Origin of the sequence: Streptomyces sp. NPDC051133 (genome assembly GCF_040682635.1) — a bacterium.
GTDB lineage: Bacteria > Actinomycetota > Actinomycetes > Streptomycetales > Streptomycetaceae > Streptomyces.
This window is the reverse complement of the sequence record NZ_JBFBBK010000021.1, coordinates 1-17,849: the sequence shown is the minus strand read 5'-3', so window position 1 is coordinate 17,849 and position 17,849 is coordinate 1. Positions and strand designations below refer to the sequence as shown.

18 protein-coding genes and 1 pseudogene are annotated in these 17,849 nt (G+C 71.6%); 12 read left to right on the top strand and 7 right to left on the bottom strand.

The annotated features are described in order from the left end of the window. Window positions 1-27 precede the first annotated feature (27 nt). Window positions 28-228, bottom strand: a complete 201-nt coding sequence (locus AB0N17_RS22105) for a DUF6229 family protein (RefSeq protein ID WP_366013128.1) — start codon at window positions 226-228, stop codon at window positions 28-30. A gap of 552 nt (window positions 229-780) precedes the next feature. Here AB0N17_RS22105 and AB0N17_RS22100 point away from each other — a divergent pair. Then, window positions 781-1,959: a CapA family protein gene (locus AB0N17_RS22100; protein WP_366013127.1), complete on the top strand. Its 1,179-nt coding sequence runs from the start codon at window positions 781-783 to the stop codon at window positions 1,957-1,959. A 63-nt stretch (window positions 1,960-2,022) separates the two neighbouring features. On the opposite strand, the gene AB0N17_RS22095 is transcribed toward AB0N17_RS22100, so the two are convergent. After that, window positions 2,023-2,673: an HAD family hydrolase gene (locus AB0N17_RS22095; RefSeq protein ID WP_366013126.1), complete on the bottom strand. Its 651-nt coding sequence runs from the start codon at window positions 2,671-2,673 to the stop codon at window positions 2,023-2,025. Window positions 2,674-2,822: 149 nt separating this feature from the next. On the opposite strand from AB0N17_RS22095, the gene AB0N17_RS22090 reads away from it, so the two are divergent. Then, window positions 2,823-3,665, top strand: coding sequence for a hypothetical protein (locus tag AB0N17_RS22090; protein WP_366013125.1), 843 nt, complete (start codon window positions 2,823-2,825; stop codon window positions 3,663-3,665). Between the two features lie 123 nt (window positions 3,666-3,788). After that, entirely contained in the window at window positions 3,789-4,616 is an 828-nt protein-coding gene (locus AB0N17_RS22085) for a maleylpyruvate isomerase family mycothiol-dependent enzyme (RefSeq protein ID WP_366013124.1), read from the top strand. A gap of 124 nt (window positions 4,617-4,740) precedes the next feature. On the opposite strand, the gene AB0N17_RS22080 is transcribed toward AB0N17_RS22085, so the two are convergent. Further along, the gene (locus tag AB0N17_RS22080) at window positions 4,741-6,198 is read right to left on the bottom strand and encodes an MFS transporter (RefSeq protein ID WP_366013123.1); all 1,458 of its coding nucleotides are present in this window, start codon (window positions 6,196-6,198) and stop codon (window positions 4,741-4,743) included. Window positions 6,199-6,258: 60 nt separating this feature from the next. Here AB0N17_RS22080 and AB0N17_RS22075 point away from each other — a divergent pair, with 60 nt between their 5' ends. Then, the gene (locus AB0N17_RS22075) at window positions 6,259-6,738 is read left to right on the top strand and encodes a helix-turn-helix domain-containing protein (protein ID WP_366013122.1); all 480 of its coding nucleotides are present in this window, start codon (window positions 6,259-6,261) and stop codon (window positions 6,736-6,738) included. A 274-nt stretch (window positions 6,739-7,012) separates the two neighbouring features. Beyond that, window positions 7,013-7,999 carry a L,D-transpeptidase gene (locus AB0N17_RS22070; protein WP_366013121.1) on the top strand — a complete coding sequence of 329 codons (987 nt, stop codon included), beginning with the start codon at window positions 7,013-7,015 and terminating at the stop codon, window positions 7,997-7,999. Window positions 8,000-8,147: 148 nt separating this feature from the next. Here the strand turns inward: AB0N17_RS22070 and AB0N17_RS22065 are convergent, their stop codons facing one another. Beyond that, window positions 8,148-8,885, bottom strand: coding sequence for a TioE family transcriptional regulator (locus AB0N17_RS22065; protein WP_366013120.1), 738 nt, complete (start codon window positions 8,883-8,885; stop codon window positions 8,148-8,150). Window positions 8,886-8,943: 58 nt separating this feature from the next. Between AB0N17_RS22065 and AB0N17_RS22060 the strand changes: the two genes are divergently transcribed. After that, window positions 8,944-10,155 carry an erythromycin esterase family protein gene (locus AB0N17_RS22060; RefSeq protein WP_366013119.1) on the top strand — a complete coding sequence of 404 codons (1,212 nt, stop codon included), beginning with the start codon at window positions 8,944-8,946 and terminating at the stop codon, window positions 10,153-10,155. 102 nt (window positions 10,156-10,257) lie between these two features. Here AB0N17_RS22060 and AB0N17_RS22055 read toward each other — a convergent pair whose 3' ends face one another. From AB0N17_RS22055 to AB0N17_RS22045, 3 genes are all read right to left on the bottom strand, one after another. After that, a complete protein-coding gene (locus AB0N17_RS22055) occupies window positions 10,258-10,773 on the bottom strand; it encodes a GNAT family N-acetyltransferase (protein ID WP_366013118.1) in 516 nt (171 codons plus the stop codon). Window positions 10,774-10,895: 122 nt separating this feature from the next. Further along, window positions 10,896-11,246 (bottom strand): antibiotic biosynthesis monooxygenase family protein, encoded by a 351-nt coding sequence (locus tag AB0N17_RS22050; RefSeq protein WP_366013117.1) that lies wholly within the window; start codon window positions 11,244-11,246, stop codon window positions 10,896-10,898. Between the two features lie 232 nt (window positions 11,247-11,478). Further along, the gene (locus AB0N17_RS22045) at window positions 11,479-12,183 is read right to left on the bottom strand and encodes a Clp protease N-terminal domain-containing protein (RefSeq protein WP_366013116.1); all 705 of its coding nucleotides are present in this window, start codon (window positions 12,181-12,183) and stop codon (window positions 11,479-11,481) included. Window positions 12,184-12,306: 123 nt separating this feature from the next. Between AB0N17_RS22045 and AB0N17_RS22040 the strand changes: the two genes are divergently transcribed. The 6 genes and pseudogenes from AB0N17_RS22040 to AB0N17_RS22015 form a co-directional block, all read left to right on the top strand. Beyond that, window positions 12,307-12,774, top strand: a complete 468-nt coding sequence (locus tag AB0N17_RS22040; protein ID WP_366013115.1) for a hypothetical protein — start codon at window positions 12,307-12,309, stop codon at window positions 12,772-12,774. A 165-nt stretch (window positions 12,775-12,939) separates the two neighbouring features. Then, window positions 12,940-15,069, top strand: coding sequence for a hypothetical protein (locus AB0N17_RS22035; RefSeq protein ID WP_366013114.1), 2,130 nt, complete (start codon window positions 12,940-12,942; stop codon window positions 15,067-15,069). 115 nt (window positions 15,070-15,184) lie between these two features. Next, window positions 15,185-16,225, top strand: a complete 1,041-nt coding sequence (locus tag AB0N17_RS22030; RefSeq protein ID WP_366013113.1) for a helix-turn-helix domain-containing protein — start codon at window positions 15,185-15,187, stop codon at window positions 16,223-16,225. A gap of 188 nt (window positions 16,226-16,413) precedes the next feature. Next, entirely contained in the window at window positions 16,414-16,914 is a 501-nt protein-coding gene (locus AB0N17_RS22025; protein WP_366013112.1) for a DUF6174 domain-containing protein, read from the top strand. A 57-nt stretch (window positions 16,915-16,971) separates the two neighbouring features. Beyond that, window positions 16,972-17,433, top strand: a complete 462-nt coding sequence (locus tag AB0N17_RS22020) for a hypothetical protein (RefSeq protein WP_366013111.1) — start codon at window positions 16,972-16,974, stop codon at window positions 17,431-17,433. A 196-nt stretch (window positions 17,434-17,629) separates the two neighbouring features. Further along, window positions 17,630-17,849 (top strand): annotated as a pseudogene (locus AB0N17_RS22015) (hypothetical protein); the annotation flags it as partial.

Genomic DNA, 17,849 nt, shown 5'->3' with positions numbered 1-17,849 from the left:
CACAGGGGGCTCAGTCCGTCAGGGCGGTCAGCAGCACCAGCTGCCGTGAGACCCGCTCGGGCTGGAACAGAAGCCGTACAGCGAGTCGCTGGGGTCGGTGAGAGCGGCCTCGGCGGCGGAGCCGCCGACGTAGAGCGGGCCGGCGGGGTTCATCTGGCCGAACGCGCTCTCGGCGCCCGTCAGCCAGGCGTCGAGCACCGCGTGGGCCTGCACACTGCTCTGGGGCATGGTCGACCTCCGAAGGTGACAAGGGGATGGGATGTGCAGGCTTTGAGTATGTTGGGGGGCGGGCATGTGTGAGACGGCCAATCCGGCCACAGTCCCCTGTGCCCCGTGCGGCGTTCGGGGCTCGCGGGACCGGTGGGACGACGTCCCGGTTCAGCGGTGGCCGAGGTCAGGAGCACTGTTCGGCAGGCCGACCGCACCGGGCGGGCGCGCGGAAGCGAGCGGAAGAACCCGGCAGCGCCCTGCCGTGCCGATGCCGCGCAGTCCACGGGGCCCCGTCGGCTTCGGAGGTCACGCCATATGGGGGTCGGCCGGATTTGGCTGCGGCTGGTGGCGCGTCCGGAATCGGCCCTCAGCGCGCCGCGCCTTGTGACCTGCCCTGTTTCATCCTTGCGGCCGGTGCCGGCCGACGCGGCGGAGGGGCCGTGGCCCCGCTCGGCCGGACGGCCCGCCGGCGCCGTCGGCGGACTCCGCCCGGCGTGCCGCCGCAGCGCCGGGAACACGCCATCGCTCACCTTCCGTGAAGGATGGGTGCACGCTTCGTAACATGAGCAGATGATCAGGTCAGGCGAACGGAGTGCCAGGCGGCGCGGGCGGCAGAAGGTGATGGGCCGTCACCGCCCGCTCGCCCTGGGCCTGGCCGGGATCAGCGTGGTCGTCGCGGCGTTCGTCCTTCACGAGGGCTCCGAAGAGCCGGGCGCCATCGGCTCCGCCCGCACTCCCCCACGGACGACGCGGTCTCCTGCCCCCGGGGCGCCTGCCGCGGTGCCCCCGCTCCCCGAGGGGACCGTGCGGATCGCCGCCGTGGGGGACGTCGTGATGGGCTCACTGCCGTACGACCTGCCGCCGGACGACGGCGCCTCCTTCTTCGACCCGGTCGGCGACCTGCTCACCGGCGACGTGGTGCTCGGGAACCTGGAGGGCACGCTCACCGACGGCGGAGCCGGCAAGTGCGACGACAGCGACAGCCCGCACTGCTTCGCGTTCCACGTCCCGCCGTCCTACAGCCACCTTCTCAAGAAGGCCGGGTTCACGGTCATGAACGTGGCGAACAATCACATCGACGACTTCGGGGCGGAGGGGCGGCGCCAGACGTTCGCCGCCCTGCGTTCCGTGAACCTGCCGTACACCGGCCGCCTGGGCCAGATCACCGTCCAGCGGGTGCACGGTCTCCGGGTCGCGGTGATCGGGTTCGCGCCCGACCGGGGCGCCAACGACCTCACGGACCTGTCCGCCGCGAAGCGACTCACGGCCCGCGCGGCGAAGACGGCGGACATCGTGATCGTCACGATGCACGCCGGCGCGGAGGGCCCGGACCAGACCCATGTGGGGCCCGGCACCGAGTACTTCCTCGGCGAGGACCGCGGTGACTGCTACCGCTTCAGCCGCGCGGTGATCGACGCCGGCGCCGATCTCGTCGTGGGCAGCGGCCCGCACGTGATGCGGGGAATGGAGTTCTACAAGGGCCGCCTGATCGCGTACAGCCTGGGCAACTTCTCCGGCTACAAGGTTCTCAGCCTCGGCGGCATCCTCTCCACCAGCGGCGTTCTGCACGTCACCCTTCGCGCCGACGGCACCTACGTGTCCGGGCGCCTGAACCCGACCCGGATCGTCGAGCCGGGCACGCCGGAGCCCGGCGGCGACGGGATCGACCTCGTCTCCGGCGTGTCGGAGGACGACTTCGGCTCGCACGCCGCCCGCATCTCGCCGGACGGCACGATCCGGCAGCCGTAGCCGGGCGTCGGCCGGATGCGCCGCGAGCGCCGGCCGGTCACGTCACGGACCGGCTGACCGGCGTCACATCTCCCTCAGCAGAGCGGGGAGCTTGCGCATGTCGTGGAAGACGACGGTGCCGGGACCTTCGAGGTGCTCGGCCGGGGTGAGACCGCCGGCGTAACCGAGGGCACGCATGCCGGCGGCGCGGGCGGCCCTGACCCCGGGCCGGCTGTCCTCGACCACCGCACACGCGGCCGGAGCGACACCCATCCGCTCGGCGGCGTAGAGGAACAAGTCGGGAGCGGGCTTGCCTCGCGCCACTTCCGTGGAGCTGTGGATACGGCCCGCGAAGCGTTCGTACAGGCCGGTGCGGCCCAGGGTGTGACGCATCTTCTCGTGGGAGCCACTGGAGGCCACGCAGGTCGGCAGCGTGATCTCGTCGAGCGCTTCGAGCAGCCCCTCGACCGGAGTCAGGCCGGCGTCCACAGCCTCGCGGTGCAGTTGTTCGAACCGCTCGGCCCAGACCGCGGCGGTCTCCTGACCGAGCCGTTCGGCGACCTGCTCCCGGATGGCGGCGTGCGAACGCCCGATGAACCGGGCCACCACCTCGTCCTCGGTGAGCGGCCAGCCCAGTTCCGCGCCGAGGGTCACCTGGACCCGGGCGGCGATGCGCTCGCTGTCGACCAGCACCCCGTCGCAGTCGAATATCACCAGTTCGATCGGCTTGATCATCCGAGCAGCATAGAGGGACCACCGGGCCGCCCGGCGAGGAATCCGGGGAGGCCTCCGCCCACGCCGGTCATGACCCGTTCGGCTTGCGCGCGCGGGGAGTTGGGGGCCGCGGCTCACCCCGTGCACGCGCCCCGTTAGCATCTCGTCGCATGACGAGGCGGGGGTGGCGGCTGGGTGCCGCGGTGGGGGTCACGGTGCTGGCGGCGTTCTGTGCCTCCGGCCCGGAACACGCGGAGATGATCCGCACATCGTCGGATCTCGGCCCCCTCCCGGCCGACCGCTACGACTACACGCCACAGGACTACCAGCGGTCCGAGCGGGCGTCGGCGCTGCTGGTCAGGCAGTGCATGGCGGGCCGCGGCCACCGGGACTTCCCGCTCGACCCCCGCTACCCCACCGACCCCATCGTCGCCACCGCCGTCAGCACCGACTACGGCGCCCTCGATCTCGACAGCGCCCGCCGCTGGGGCTACGGCTGGGATCCGGAGAAGGACCTCGTCCCCCAGCCGAAGGGGCGCCGGATGACCTCGGCCGAGTACGCGGACTACCCCACGTGCGGTGCCGAGGCGAGCCGGCGGCTGATGCGCGGCATCGACGTCAAGCGGGACTGGCTCTACGCGGCCACACGGTCGGTCGAGGTCGACAAGGCGGTCAAGCGCGACCGGCGCCTGCGCGCGGCCTGGGGCGCGTGGTCCCGCTGTGTGGCGGACCAAGGCTTCACCCGCTACCCCGATCCCGTCGCCGCGTACGCGGACCACGCCTGGCACCGGGGCAGCGACGGCAACACCCGGCACACCCGGCGGGAACGCGCCACCGCCGTCGCGGACGTCACCTGCAAGCGCCGTCACCGTACGGCCGAGCTCTGGCACGGCATCCGGGCCGAGAAGCAGGCCGTGGACATCTCCCGGCACCGTGACCGCTACGCCGCCGGGCTCCAGGCGCTGCGGACGTACCGGGACAACATCGCTCAAGTGCTGCGCAAGCTCGGCTGACCGGACGCCGCCTCCGCAGCGGGGGGGCGTGCGAGGGCTTGCCGCGCGCCCCTCGGGTCTGGTTGGGTACCAGCGCCTCAGGCACGTCGGGTGTGCCGAGCTGGTGGGAGTGGAGCGAGCGACGTGCACACGACGGTACGGCAGGACGGCTCGTCGCCCTTGCCCGACGGACTGGGACAGGCGATCCGGGGCACCGCCGAGGAGATCGCCGCGCTGGTGCGGAGCGCGAGCGACACGGCGCTCGCCGTGCCGGGGTCGGAGTGGACCGTCGGCGAGGCCGCCGCCCATCTGGCCATGGCCAACGAGTTGATGGCCGACCTGGCGGCCGGGCGCGAGCGCCCCTACGGCGACGGAACGCCCCAGAGCCTTGCCGCGGCGAACGCCGAGTCTCTCGCCGTCTTCGGGGAGCGCCGGGCGGAGCCTCTCGCGACGATGATCACGGAGCAGGCCGAGGCGTTCCTGGCCGCTCTGTCGCGCCCTGCGGCCGACGGCCCGGCACCGGCCACGCCCCTGGGGTCGATGGACCGGGCGGTTCTTGCGTCGTACCTGCTCACGCACATGCTCGGCCATGGTTACGACCTGGCTCGCGCTCTGCAGCGTCCGCACATGCTCGATCCGGTGCGCGTGGGCCTGTGCATGCCGTTCATGTTCTCGGTCATGCCGCGTGTCGCGGACCCGGCGGCCACGGCAGGGCTCACGGCCCGTTATCGGATCCGGCTGCGCGGGGGCGAGCCGTTCGGCGTGTCCCTGGCCGACGGCGTCGTGCGGGTGACACCCGAGGCGCCGCCGCGGCGTGCGGACTGCACCATCCTGCTCGACCCCGTCGCCTTCCTGCTCATCGCGCTCGGCCGGCTGAATCCCTGGCGCGCCATCGCTCAGGGGCGGGTGCTCGCCTGGGGGCCCCGGCCGTGGCTGGCCTCCCGCTTCCCGACCCTGTTCACCGCACCCTGAGCCGGATTGCGCGCTTGCCCGGCCGGCGACGCGGGCAGGTCAACCGACCGAGGGTGCGCCCGGGTTCGTCGACGTGCCCCCCTTCACCGTGCGCCCGCCCCGGGGCATCGGCCGAAGCGGCCGGTCAGGACGCGTCCGCCAGAGCCTGCGCATCCGCCTCGGGCTCGGCCGACGCGGTGGAGGCCGTCCGGCCGGAGCCGGCGCCCCGGCTGAGGTGCAGACCGATCACCGACGTCGCCAGGCCCAGTACGGCGGCCGCCCACCAGGCGACACGGAAGTCGTGCCGTGAGGCGGCACCCACGTGGGAGCCGACCACCGCGACCAGGACGGCGACGCCGACCGTGGCCGAGATCTGACGGACCGAGTTGACCAGCGCCGAGCCGGTCGCCGCACGGTGCCCCGGCAGGGCGTGCACACCGGCGGCCACCAGGGTGCCGAGGGCCAGACCGACACCCGTACCGGTCATGAGCTGGCTGGGCAGCAGGTCACGCAGATAGTCCGGCGAGACGGACGCGAAGCACGCGCGCCAGACCATGCCGGCGGTGAACAGGAAACCGCCCGCCGCGACCAGCGGACCGTGCCCGAAGCGCTGCGCGGCACGGGCGGTCAGCAGGGTGACGACCGGCACGAGGGCGGGACCGGGGACCAGGGCGAGCCCGGTGCGCAGCGCGCTCCAGTGCCAGACCTCCTGGCACCACAGCACGTTCGACAGCAGCATGATCGCGAAGGCGACGCCGAACACGAAGGAGCCCGCGTTCGCCGCTCCGAAGCGGGGCAGCCGCAGCAGGTGCAGCTCGAACAGCGGGTGGGGGTGCCGCAGGGACCTGAGGACGAACGCGGCGCCGCCGATCACCGCGACGGCGAGGAGCAGTACGGTCCTGCCGCTCGTCCAGCCCCAGTCGGGCGCCTGCACCAGTGCGCCGGACAGTGCCGCGACCGAGGAGACGACCAGCAGGGCACCGAGGAGGTCGGGCAGCGGTCCGGCCTCACGGGCGGCCGGCCTGGGCAGGACCGCTCGGCCGACGAGGAGCGCCGCGATGCCGATGGGCAAGTTGACGGCGAAGACCCACCTCCAGTCGGTCTCGACCAGCAGGCCACCGGCGACGGGCCCGGCGGCCGCGGCGAGACCGCCGACGGCAGCCCAGCTCCGGGTGGCGTGGGTACGGCGCTCGGCCGGCACGGTCGCCAGCAGCAGGGCGAGGGACGTCGGGATCTGAGCGGACGCCCCCACCGCCTGCAGCACCCGGGCCACGACGAGGGTGCCCAGGTCCGGGGCCAGGGCACAGCCCAGCGAGGCGAGGGTGAAGACGGCGATCCCGGCGAGGAAGACCGGTCGCTGGCCTATGCGGTCACCGGCACGTCCGGCCACCACCAGCAGCGCGGCGAGGGTGATCGCGTACGCGTTGAGGACCCATGAGAGCGAACCGAGGGTCGCGCCCCTGCCGCCTGCCGAGAAGGTCTCCCCCATGGCAGGGAGCGCGACGTTGACGATCCACAGATCGAGGTTGGTCATGAAGACGGCCACCAGGACGACCAGAGTGGCCGCGCGGGGGTGCTTTGAAAATCGAAGCATCATGGGCATGGCACAAGGCAAGCACGACATGGTTTGAAAATCAAACCTTGGTGGGGCGATACTGGGAGCGTGACCAGCCGCATCGATCCCCAGGACATGACCGGACGCCCCTGCTCGCTCGCCGCCGCCCTGCAGGTCGTCGGCGACCGATGGGCGCTGCCGGCGATCCGCGAGGTCATGCTCGGCAACCACCGGTTCCGGCAGATCGCCAGGAACACCGGCGCCCCCACGGACCGCCTGGCGGCGCGGCTGAAGGCGCTGGTGGAGAACGGTGTCCTCGAACGGCGCCCGCTGCCGGACGACGCACGCCACAGCGGTTACCACCTGACGGAGGCGGGGCGCGACCTGGCGGGCATCACCCGCGAGCTCATCGGCTGGGGCGACCGCTGGGCCGTCACCTCGCCACCCGTCCGATTCCTTCACGGGGACCACGAACTCGTCACCCACACCGTCTGCGAGACCTGCGGCGAGCAGGTCCACGCCGCGGACGTCCACCGGGAGGAGACGGTCCCCGGCTGGGACCGGTCGGGCCCGGTGCAGGAGCCGTAGACCGTGAAGTGACGGTCAGACCGTGGGCTGACCGTCGACCGGCGTGCTGCGGACCGGGCGGATCGAGCATGCCCGCTGTGCATGAACTCCGCGCCGCCCGTGGCGAAGACCGCCGACCGGACACGGCCCGCACGCTGTCCGACCTGCCCAGGGATGCGCACACGGTTTTTGGGACACGCTTTACACGACACGTGCAACTGCGACCCGGCTTACGCTGTCTGACAGAAAGTCGGGCCCATCAGGGGCCGAGGAGCGCGAGAGAGCGGGGCAGAGCGTGGGACGGCGCAAGGGCAGCATAGGGATCGCACTCGTCACGGGAGCGGTGCTGGTGGGCGCGAGTGCCTGCGGCGGAGGCGGCAGTGACAAAGCGAGCGGCGGCGACGCGAAGACGTCGGGCAAGCCGGGTGCGAGCGCCTCTCCCTCACCGACGAAGCCCGCGGGCCCGCCGATGCTGCTGGAGACGATCACCCCGCAGAACGGAAACACGGTCGGCGTGGCCATGCCGATCTCGGTGGTCTTCACGAACCCGGTGGCGGCGAAGGCACGGGCCACGGTCGAGAAGCACATGAAGGTGAGCACCTCCCAGCCGGTGGCCGGCGCCTGGCACTGGTTCGGTGACAAGCGCGCCGACTGGCGGCCGAAGACGTACTGGCCCTCCGGGACGACGGTGAAGGTCGACGCCGATCTGACGGGCGTCGGCAACGGCAACGGCCGCTACGGCGTGCACAACTACACGCACACCTTCAAGGTCGGCGACGACGTGCGCGCGGACGTCTCGGTGACCGGCCACACCATGAAGGTGACCCGGAACAGCAAGCTGGTGCGCACCCTGTCCATCAATGCGGGCAGCCCGCAGTACCCGACGTGGAACGGCACGATGGCCGTCATCGACAAGCAGGAGAAGGTCCACATGACCTCCTGCAGCGTCGGCATCAGCTGCGACAAGGGCAGCCCCAACTACTACGACCTGACGCTGCCCTGGGACGTCCACCTCACCCAGTCCGGCACCTACGTGCACTACTCGACCGGTGACCCCAACCCGGGCAGCGGAAGCGCCCGCGGTTCGCACGGCTGCGTCCACCTGTCCATGTCGGACGCCAAGTGGTTCTACGGCCAGGTCAAGCAGGGCGACCCCGTCACCATCACCGGCTCGTCGCGCGCCAAGGCCTCGCCCGACAACGGTTACGCCGACTTCAACCTGGGATGGGACCAGTGGCTCGCGGGCAGCGCGTCCGGGGAGGGGACGAGCTCGGCGCTGTGACGCGCTGCGGTGCCGGCGCCCATCGGCGCGCCATGACGTCGGCGCGCGACGACGTCGGCGGCGAGGTCACCGTCGTACCGCCTTCGGGCCGGCCGGAAACGGCCGGCCCTTCGGCGTATCCGGCTCCTCCCGGGTCACGGGTCTGTCGTCACTCGGCCTGCCCCCGTTCGGGGTCGTCCGGTCGGCGGTCGAGGTAGGCGTCGAGCGCGGCGGCACCGGTGAGCAGGGCGCGGCCGCGGGCCGAGAGGCGGGCGTGCCAGTCGCGCAGCGTCGATTCCAGGGGTGCGACGCCGCCGGCCGAGCGGACCTGGACGATCACCGGGGCGATCTGCTCCAGCAGGTAGCCGCCTCGTCTGAGCTGGTGGACGAGCAGGGCGTCCCGCACGTCGGCCGCGCTGTAGACCCGGTAGCCCGTGCGCGGGTCGCGACTCGGTCGGACCAAGCCGGCGCGTTCCCATGTGCGCAGGGTGGCCGGGCGGATGCCGAGCCTTGTCGCCAGCGGACCCACGAACGTGTCACCGCGTTCCTGCGGTACGGGCCCGAGGTCGCGCAGCGCGCCTTCGACGGCCTGGAGGGTGCGGCGGTCCTCGAGGAGCTGGGCGTGGCTTTCGTCGATGAGCCGAAGAGCGTCCTCCGTCGAGCCCCGGTTGATCGACTGCATGATCGCGGTGGCCGTCTGGTGGCCGTGGCCGGGCACGAGGGCGAGGAAGGCGCGCAGCGCCCGCGCGTGCAGCGGCGCGTAGGTGCGGTAGCCGTGCGGAGTGCGTTCGGCGCCCGGCAGGATCCCGGCCGCCTCGTAGTTCCTGACCGCCTGCGTGGACAGGCCGTGCGCACGCGCCAGATCGACCGGCCTGAGCCGACCACCGGATTGAGGGTTCTGCCTCACTGTCCTGCCGATTTCGGGGAAAAGTTTCAACCGAAGGTTCAACGATACCGTTGAATGCATGACCGCTGCTATCAATGACGCCGCCCAAGTCGTCGACGCCGCCGCCGTGATGGGACTGCTGCCGACGCGGCCGCGGCTGCTCGCCCTGGGTGAGCCCACCCACGGCGAGGATCTTCTGCTCGAGGTGCGAAACGATGTCTTCCGGCAACTCGTCGAGGAGGCGGGCTACCGGACGATCACGATCGAGAGCGACTGCATGAGGGGCCTGGTCGTGGACGACTACGTCACCTCGGGAGCCGGCACCCTCGACGAGGTCATGCAGCGCGGCTTCAGCCACCCGGAGATCGGGCTCGGCACGTCCGCGGCCAACCGCGAACTGGTGCGCTGGATGCGCGCGTACAACGACGGACGGCCCGAGTCGGAGCGGGTGCGCTTCGCCGGTTTCGACGGGCCGCTGGAGATCTCCGGTGCCGAGAGCCCCCGAGACGCCCTCACCGCGCTTCACGCCTACCTCACCGCCCGGGTGGACTCCGGCTTGCTCCCCTGCACCGCCGAAACGCTGGACCTTCTGCTCGGCGCCGACGAGCGGTGGACCGATCCCGCGGCGATGACGGACCCGTCCCGGTCAGTGGGGCGGACGCCCGAGGCCACGCGACTGCGGCTGCTCGCCGGCGATTTGGTTGCTCTGCTCGACACGCAGCTGCCCCACCTGGTCGCGGTCTCCTCGCCGGACGACTGGGACCGGGCACGCATGTACGGCCGTACCGCCACCGGACTGCTGCGGTACCACTTCTGGCTGGCCGACACGTCACCGGGCCGCCTCGCTCAGCTGCTGGGCGTGCGGGCGTCGATGATGGCCGCCAACCTGCTCGCCGCCGCCGAGCGGGGCCCGGCGCTTGTGTACGCCCACAACGGCCATCTCCAGCGGAACAGGAGCGGGATGGAGATGAGCGGCCTGCCGTTGCAATGGTGGAGTGCGGGGGCGATCGTCGGCGCTCAACTGGGCGAGGAGTACGCCTTCTTGGCCACGGCTCTCGGCACGATCCGGCACCGGGGGGTGGACACCCCGCCCCCGGACACCGTCGAAGGGCTTCTGTACGCGCTCCCGGAGGACCGGTACGTCGTCGACACCCGCCGGCTGGACGCCGCTCTCGGCGGCGCGACGCCCGTTCCCCGCGTGTCCCCGTGGTTCGGCTACGCCCCGCTGGACCCGGCCCACATGACGGGCCATGACGGAATCGTGTTCGTCAAGGACGCCCTGCCGAGGTAGACGGTGAGGGCCGGCGCCCTCGCAGCGTACGGCCCTTCGCCTCGGCAGGCCGGCGCTGCCACCGGCCTGGCGTCCTCGCCCCCGGCCCGGGGCGGCACCTGGTCAGCCGATCGTGAGCTGCCATCTGGCCTCTCCGTCGTGCCACTCGTCGGTGGGGCTGAGTCCCGATGCGGTGGCCACGGCGGCGGATGCCTCGTGGTCCGGGTGGATGTGGGCGACGACCGTGTGCACCGGGTGCCCGCGGAGCCAGGCGACCAGGCCCCGGGCGGCCTCGGTGGCGATGCCCCGCCGTTGCCAGGGAGTTCCCACGACCCAGGCGATCTCCGCGGTGGCTCCGCGGTCGTCGGCGGTGATCGTCGCCTGTAGCGTGCCGGTCGGACAGGCCGGGTCGCGAAGCCGGATCACCCAGTTGCACCAGGCTTGGGCAGGGTCGGGCGAGCCGGCCGCCCAGCGGTCGTAGCGGGCGCGCAGGGCCTCGGCACTCTCCGGAGCGCCTCCGATGAAGGTGTGCAGGCCGGGGTCGGACAGCACCTCGGCCATCTCGTCGGCGTGCTCGCCCCGCAGGGGAAGCAAGGTCAGCCGGGCGGTGTGGATGGGTTCCGGCCTGACAGTGATCACGGTGCCTCCTGGTGGAAACGTTCGACGAGTATGCCGCGTCGATCCCGCAGTGGGGCGGGGGCGGCGGTCGCCGGGTGAGGGTGGGACTTCACCGCTTGCCCTCACCGGCCACAGCCGCCGTGTCACACGTCGATCCGCTCGAAGATGTGCGGGTACGACACGATGTCGTCGGGGAACTCGGCCGCCATGCGCTGGAACTCCGGGCTGCCGAACGCCGTGGCGAGCGCCTCGGTCGACTCCCAGACCGCGACGTTCATCAGGAGCCGGCTGTCCGCCGTTCCCTTGTGCATCTGCAGGGAGACGAATCCCGGCTGAGCCTTCATGAAATCCGCCTGCCTTCGGAAGAGAGCCAGGAATGCCTCCGTCCTCTCCTTCGGGACGAGGAAGGTGTTGGCCAGGACGATGGGTCCGGTCTTCTCCTTGAACTGCGCGAACATCGGCGTATTCGGGTCCAGGCTCTGCAGCTTGGCCATCTTCGGCACTTCCTCTCGCTGTCGGTTGTCCCACGGCACCGAGGCCGGACACCGCCGTGCCGGGGCCGGCGACGCTCACGACGCTCGCTCGTCCGTAGCGGTACTGCCTTGTCAGGACCGTTCCATCGTCCTGGCGTCGGCAGGCCGTGAAGTCAGCCGCAGCTCCCGTTCCGAGGGGCGACTTCGGTCGGACCGCGCGAAACCGTGTCAGACCTGGGGATGACGCCGGACCCTACCGATCGTCCCGTGCGGCGAGCCGTTCGGCGGTCTCGGTCTTGACCGTCTCGTGCAGTTCGACCGATGTGAAGCCGAGATCGCGCAGGATGCGCGCGGCCGGGCTCCCCTCGGTGCGGATCAGGCCCAGCAGCGTGTGTTCCGTGCCGACCCGGTCGTGGCCGAGGTCGGCCGATGCACGGCGTGCCTGCTCGATGGCCTCCTTGCTCTCCGGCCGGAACGCGATGTGACCCCGCAGTGCCTTCTCACCGGCCGGCGGCATCGCCTCCTCGATCGCGTCGCGGACGCGTTGCTCCGACCCGGCTTTCGCGAGCAGCATCTCGTACGCGAGGCCCTGCGGTTCGCCGAGCAGGCCGAGCAGCATGTGTTCGGTGCCGATGGAGTCGTGCTTGTGGGTGCGGGCGGCCTCCTGCGCCAGCACGATGCTGTGCCGGTTCAGGTTGGTGAACCGCTCGAAGGGGGCGGGCGCGTGGCGTTGCTGAGCGGCCTGTTTGGAGACTCCGATGGCGTCGCCGATCTGGGTCCAGGACGCGCCGCTCCGCTTGGCCTTGCTGACGTAGTGGTCGATGAGCTGGTCGCCGAGGTCGGACAGGGTCTGGGCGCGAAGTCGCGCCTCGCTGATGCGGGCCAGCTCGCCGGCGTCGGGGAGTTCCTCGTCGAGCCGGGCGATCAGGTCGGCGAGGCTGATGTCGAGTGGACTCATGCGTCAACTTTAAATTGACGACCAGTTGCCGTCAACTTGTAATTGACGCTCGTTGCCGACCGGTTGGGCCCCGGTGGCCTCTGGACCGATTCCGGAGTGAGCACCGGGGGAACTCGGCCCCGCATGATGCAGAGCATTGTGCGCGGCGGCGTGGCAGGCGCCGCCGGGACGACCGTACTGAACGCCGTGACCTACGCCGACATGGCCTTGCGCGGCAGACCCTCGAGCCAGGCGCCGTCCGAAACCGTGGACAGGATCAGCCGACGGGCCGGCCATCCGGTCCCGGGATCGGAGGAGACCCGGGAAAACCGGCTCTCCGGCCTGGGTGCGCTGTCGGGCATCGCGGTCGGCTGCGGCACCGGGGTGGCGGTGGCGCTGCTGCGCCGGGCCGGCATCCGCATGCCCTGGTGGCTGGGCGGCATGGCCACCGGGGCCCTGGCCATGGCCGCGAGCGACGTGCCGATGGCGGGACTGGGCGTGAGCGACCCGACGACCTGGTCGGCGAAGGACTGGACCTCGGACGTCGTGCCGCACCTGATGTACGGCCTGGTGACCTATGGGGTCGTGACGGCCTCCGACCCCGTGCCGTGAGGCGCGTGCGCCGCTCCGGCGGGTACCGGGAGGCCGGCGGTGCGGGTGCTTCAGCAGCGTGCTTCAGGAGCGGGTGAGGAAGTCCGCCAGGAAGGGCGCACGCGGGCGACCACCCCGGCCACCGCCGCGCATTGAGTCGGCAGGAACATGCCATAAGCTGCCCTGATGAGCGGCGTGATCGACTACGGCAGGTTCGCAGAGCGCCTCAGGAGCGTGATGCCACGCTGGGGCGAGCGCGACCGGATGTCTCCGGACGAGTTCACCGCGCACCTCGCCGACACGGCACCGCGGTGGGAACTCCTGCGGCGCTTCCAGGAGGAGTGGGGCTACGAGGTCCCCGGGGACGCCGTTCCGTGGCGACGCTGGTCCGAGAACGAACACCAGGAGTACCTGCGTCGCCTCGAGGGCGAGGAGGCGGGCGAGGGAGCCGAGGACCCGTTCGAGAGCGTGGACCTGAGCCTGCCGGTCCCGGCCGCGCTGGACGAGTGGTGGGAGCTGCCGTTCAACTCCTTCACGCACAGCCCACGCCTGTACTGGACGAACCCCGAGTACCCGCCGACGCTGCGCCCCGACCCGGGCGGATACGGCGCCGCGGGCGCGCTGCCCGACGACTCGCCCCTCGTGCCTGCCGGTGCCGACCGCCGGATGTGCGTGTTCAAGGCCGAGTACCAGTACTGCAACGAGTGGGGGTATGCGGCGGCCGAGGCAGGTCTGCCGGATCCGCGGGTGCTGGTCAGCGTCCACGAGGAGGGGTGGGTGCTCCAGGCCGGGTCCCTCTCGGAGTTCTTCCTGCAACTCGCCGTGCAGCGGCTGCCCTCCCACTTCGGCTGGACGGTGTACGGCGACGACGACACCGACCGGATCGTGACCTGGGTCAGGGGCGAACTGCCCACGCTGGGCCTCCAGCCGTGGCGTGAACTCGGCCAGCACATCACCGTGTACGGCGCACCCGACGCGCTCGTGTTCCATGACACGGGGAACGGCGACTTCGCGTTGACGGTGCACGGCCGCACCGCCGAGGCGCTGGAGGCGCTGGGCGCCCGCATGGGCCTCGACTGGTCCGACCGGATCATGACCCCCAGTGCGGTGGAGGAGGCCCCGAAGCCGATCGCGTTGCAGGCCGGTGACACGGACGACAGCGGCCGCTGGACGGTGCTGTCGAGTACGCCGGAGCCCATGGAACCCGGCGCCGGGACATCCCCGGCGAGCGACGGGGCCTGCTCCCGGACCGCGTCCGGAACACTGGCCGTCAGCAGCGACGAGGACGGTACCCTCCGCGTGCGCCGGCTCGACGGTGACGCCGCCCCCCTCCTCACCGACCCGCAGGCCGGCCCCGCAACGGCCCTGGCCTGTATCGAACTTCCGGGCGAGGGGCCGCTGATCGCGAGCGGGCACCGTGACGGGACGCTGTACCTGTGGACGCCGGAATCCGGCGAAGGCCCGCTCCAGGTGGCGCGTCAGCGCCCGGAGCTCACCGGGCTCGCGCTGACCATCACGGCCACCGGGACGGTCCTCGCGGCGTGCTGGCCCGATGACGTGGTGGCGCTGTGGGACATGGCGTCGGGCGAACGCGCCGACCTCGACCTCGGCCCCGGCATCACCGGGGTCCGCCTCGACGCGGATCTGCGTCTGACGGTCGGTGGCCCGAGCGGGCACGCCGTCGTCCAGCTCGACGCGGGCGCCCTCTGGCCGGCTCGCGAACTCATGCTGCGGGTGGTCTCCTTCGAGGACGCCGCCTGCGCGAGGGACAGCGACCCGGAGGTCATACCCCGGCACCTCGCCGAGCTGCTGTCCCATCGCGTCGACGACGCGCGGCGCGCGATCGCCGGGCTGGACCTGCTCCTGGCCCCCGAGAGAGGGCTGTGCTCGGCCGCGGTGCTGGCCTTCGTCTACCTGACGCAGATCGGCTCGGCCGTCGGAGTAGGCGCACCCCCCTGTCACGTCCGGCGCCGGGTGCTCGGCCTGACCCTGCGCGTCGTACGGGCGATGGAGGCGGGCGAGGGGCACTGGCACGCCGTCGCCCGCCAGATGCTCGGGGAACTCCCGCCCGTCCTCTTCGACATGATGGAGGAGGACGATCCCGCCACGCGTACGGCCGGCGCACTGCTCGTCGCGACGCTGCGGGAACGGGGCGAGAGGGCCGACGCGCTGCTGCGGGCGCTTGCCGCCGGTGATCCCGATCCGGAGGTCTCCGCCGCGGCCGCGCTGGCGCTGGGCGACGCCACCGCCGTGAACGCGCTGGTCTCGGCCGGCTGGGCGCGGGCGGATCTGGACCCCTCACCGCGCGAACGGTGACGCGATCAGCTTCGCCTGATGACGCATCACCGGCCATACGACTGCACCGAGTTGGAACCTATTAGACCGTTGAACATTCTCTTAACGGTTCTCGGCCCTGTGGTTGACTACCGTCGTGTTGCCTGAATCCGTCTTCACGACCCAAGAGCTGCCGGCGAGCGACCGTTTCGAGGCGTGGACGGAGCAACTGGGGCGTACGCACGCGCCGATGCACCTGAGCAGCGAGCACACCGCCGACTACCGGGGGTACCAGCGCGTGATCGGACTGGGCGACGTGACGGTGTGGCCCGCGACCTTCGACCATCTGGTCTTCCGCCGGACGCCGAGGCTCGTGCGCCAGTCCGACCCCGAGGTGTTCCACCTGTCCCTGCTGCGGCGCGGCGACGGCGCGGCGAGCTGGGGGCAGGAGCAGGTGGGGTACCGGATCGACGACTTTCACGTGAATTACTCGTCCCGGTCCTACGAGATATCCACCGGGCCCGACCCGGTCACCATCATCGGCGTGGAGATCCCGCGCGCCGCGGTGGATCTCCCCGCGGGCCGGGCGTGCGGGGTGGTCGGGCGGCGGATCTCCGGACGCGAGGGCATGGGCGCGCTGCTCGCGGGGATGCTCGTGCAGCTGACCTCGGACACCTCCTCCTATCAGGCGGCCGACGCCGCACGGCTGGGCCGGGTCGTCACCGATCTCGTCACCGCCGTCTTCGCCCACGCCCTGGACGCGGAACCGCAGTTGGCACCCGAGACGCACGCCCGCGCCCTGGTCCTGCGCGTCAAGTCGTTCGTCCGGCGGCATCTGGGCGATCCGGACCTGACCCCCGCGAAGATAGCCGCGGCCCACCACATCTCACGCAGCTACCTCTATCGGCTCTTCCAGAACGAGGGGCTGACCGTGGCCTCGTACGTACGCGAACAGCGACTGGCCAACGCCCGACAGGACCTCATCGCCCCCGGTCTGCGCCGACTCCCCATCCACGCCATCGCCGCACGCTGGGGCTACCCCCGCCCGGGCGACTTCACCCGGGCCTTCCGCGCCGCGCACGGCATCACACCCAGCGAGCTACGGGATCAGGCGCTGGACCGAACCGCCGTGGACGGTGCGCACATCGACGTGGACGCTGTGCGAATGACACCCCCCGACGCACACGAACATCATTGACCCCGGTCGCTCAACAGGCCGCGTGCCCGAAGCGAGCCAGGGCCACGGGGGTGCCCTGGACTCGCCCACAGCACGACGGCACCCCAGCGCCGGCGGCGTCGATCCCCGTCAACGGACGGACGTCGCCGGCGCCTGAACGTTTTCGAAGCCTCCGGCGTCACAGCGGTGACCGACCGATGGGGGCCATCATGCTCGACGGACATTCCGTTGCCCGCTTTCTGTCCGCTGCCGCGGTGGCGGCGACCCTGACATGCCTCACCACCGCATGTGAAGCCGGTACGTCGCCGCCCTCCGAGATCGCCGGGGGACGTGAACGCGGGCACGCCGGGGCACAGCACACCACCCGGTGGAAGGAGCCTGCCTCGTACACCTACACACTCACGTCCACCTCGGACGTCCTGGCGGGGACGTTCCGGGTCGAGGTCCACGGCGGCAAGGTGACGAACGCGGTCGGGCTGGACGAGGACAGCCGGCGTCAGGTGCGCGATGCACGCGTCCCCGTACCCACGATCGGTGAGCTGCTGAAGAGGCTGGAGAAGGCTCGCAGCGACGGCGCGGACACGGCCGAGGCGCAGGTGGCGGCCGACGGGCACCCCCTGCGGATCTCACTCGACGGGGACAAGAACGCCATCGACGATGAGGCCCTCTACGTCATCAGCGCGTACGAACCGGCGCCGTCAGCCGGTTAGGGGGATCATCGGCATCCCTCCGCGGGCCGGCGCCGGCGGGCATGGAAACCTGTCGGCATGGAAACGTTCAGGGCCAGGCTGGAGGGTGCGGGCGAGTGGTGGTCCGCCGCCATCGAGGAGGCCCAGGAGGGGCGCTGGGTCCGTAGTGCCGTGGAGCGGCAGGTGATGACGGACATCAGGGCGGCCACCAACGCCCTGCATGGCGGCCGGCCCGCACCGTTCACCGAGGACTCGTGGCACGTGCGGATCGGGAGGATCGCCAACTGGGCCGGTGTGCTCCGGCTGGCCGCCCGGGCAGGCGGGTGGGAACTCCGACCCGTCGTCGGGCACAGTCCGACGCACCCCGCGGGCATGGCCGAGCTGCTGTCCGGAATCTATGCGATCGGAGAGCAGGGCGAGATGTGGATGACGCGGCTCCGAGAGGGCAAGTCGCCACCGGAGAAGGAGATCGCCCAGGCCGAGGGTTTCCTGACCGGACCGGGGTCCATCGAGGATCTCGAGCTGTTCTTCTACGACTGACGGCCGGAACGAGCGGGCGCCCGCGTGTGTCTTGCCTCTGGATGAGGCGTAGGGAATGCTTTGTCGGCCGCGACCGACCGGCGCGGCAATTGGCATGTACCTGACAGTCAATGGGGGGTCCCCAGACATGTTCTTCCTGCCACGGCGTAGCCGGCCCGCCCCCCGCGCCCGCCGGCGTTCCGCGGGCACGATCTCCGTGCTCGGCGCACTCGTGCTGACGCTGGACCTGTTCACCGCCTCCCCGCAGGCGTCGGCCTTCGACCTGCCCTGGTGGCCGGGGCCGTCGACACCGGCGTTCAACAGCCTCACCAGCGCGAGCAACCCCGACTGGATGGGGCGGCTGCCCGACTCCACGGGTCTGGGACGGATGTCGATCCCGGGGACCCACGACACCATGGCCGTCCACGGTGGACTCG

What these genes read in the sequence shown, in the direction of transcription:
- AB0N17_RS22020 (WP_366013111.1), top strand. Translation starts at nt 16,972, where the DNA reads ATGGAAACGTTCAGGGCCAGGCTGGAGGGTGCGGGCGAGTGGTGGTCC.
- AB0N17_RS22060 (WP_366013119.1), top strand. Translation starts at nt 8,944, where the DNA reads ATGACCGCTGCTATCAATGACGCCGCCCAAGTCGTCGACGCCGCCGCC.
- AB0N17_RS22050 (WP_366013117.1), bottom strand. Translation starts at nt 11,246, where the DNA reads ATGGCCAAGCTGCAGAGCCTGGACCCGAATACGCCGATGTTCGCGCAG.
- AB0N17_RS22090 (WP_366013125.1), top strand. Translation starts at nt 2,823, where the DNA reads ATGACGAGGCGGGGGTGGCGGCTGGGTGCCGCGGTGGGGGTCACGGTG.
- AB0N17_RS22045 (WP_366013116.1), bottom strand. Translation starts at nt 12,183, where the DNA reads ATGAGTCCACTCGACATCAGCCTCGCCGACCTGATCGCCCGGCTCGAC.
- AB0N17_RS22095 (WP_366013126.1), bottom strand. Translation starts at nt 2,673, where the DNA reads ATGATCAAGCCGATCGAACTGGTGATATTCGACTGCGACGGGGTGCTG.
- AB0N17_RS22105 (WP_366013128.1), bottom strand. Translation starts at nt 228, where the DNA reads ATGCCCCAGAGCAGTGTGCAGGCCCACGCGGTGCTCGACGCCTGGCTG.
- AB0N17_RS22100 (WP_366013127.1), top strand. Translation starts at nt 781, where the DNA reads ATGATCAGGTCAGGCGAACGGAGTGCCAGGCGGCGCGGGCGGCAGAAG.
- AB0N17_RS22025 (WP_366013112.1), top strand. Translation starts at nt 16,414, where the DNA reads ATGCTCGACGGACATTCCGTTGCCCGCTTTCTGTCCGCTGCCGCGGTG.
- AB0N17_RS22080 (WP_366013123.1), bottom strand. Translation starts at nt 6,198, where the DNA reads ATGCCCATGATGCTTCGATTTTCAAAGCACCCCCGCGCGGCCACTCTG.
- AB0N17_RS22035 (WP_366013114.1), top strand. Translation starts at nt 12,940, where the DNA reads ATGAGCGGCGTGATCGACTACGGCAGGTTCGCAGAGCGCCTCAGGAGC.
- AB0N17_RS22040 (WP_366013115.1), top strand. Translation starts at nt 12,307, where the DNA reads ATGATGCAGAGCATTGTGCGCGGCGGCGTGGCAGGCGCCGCCGGGACG.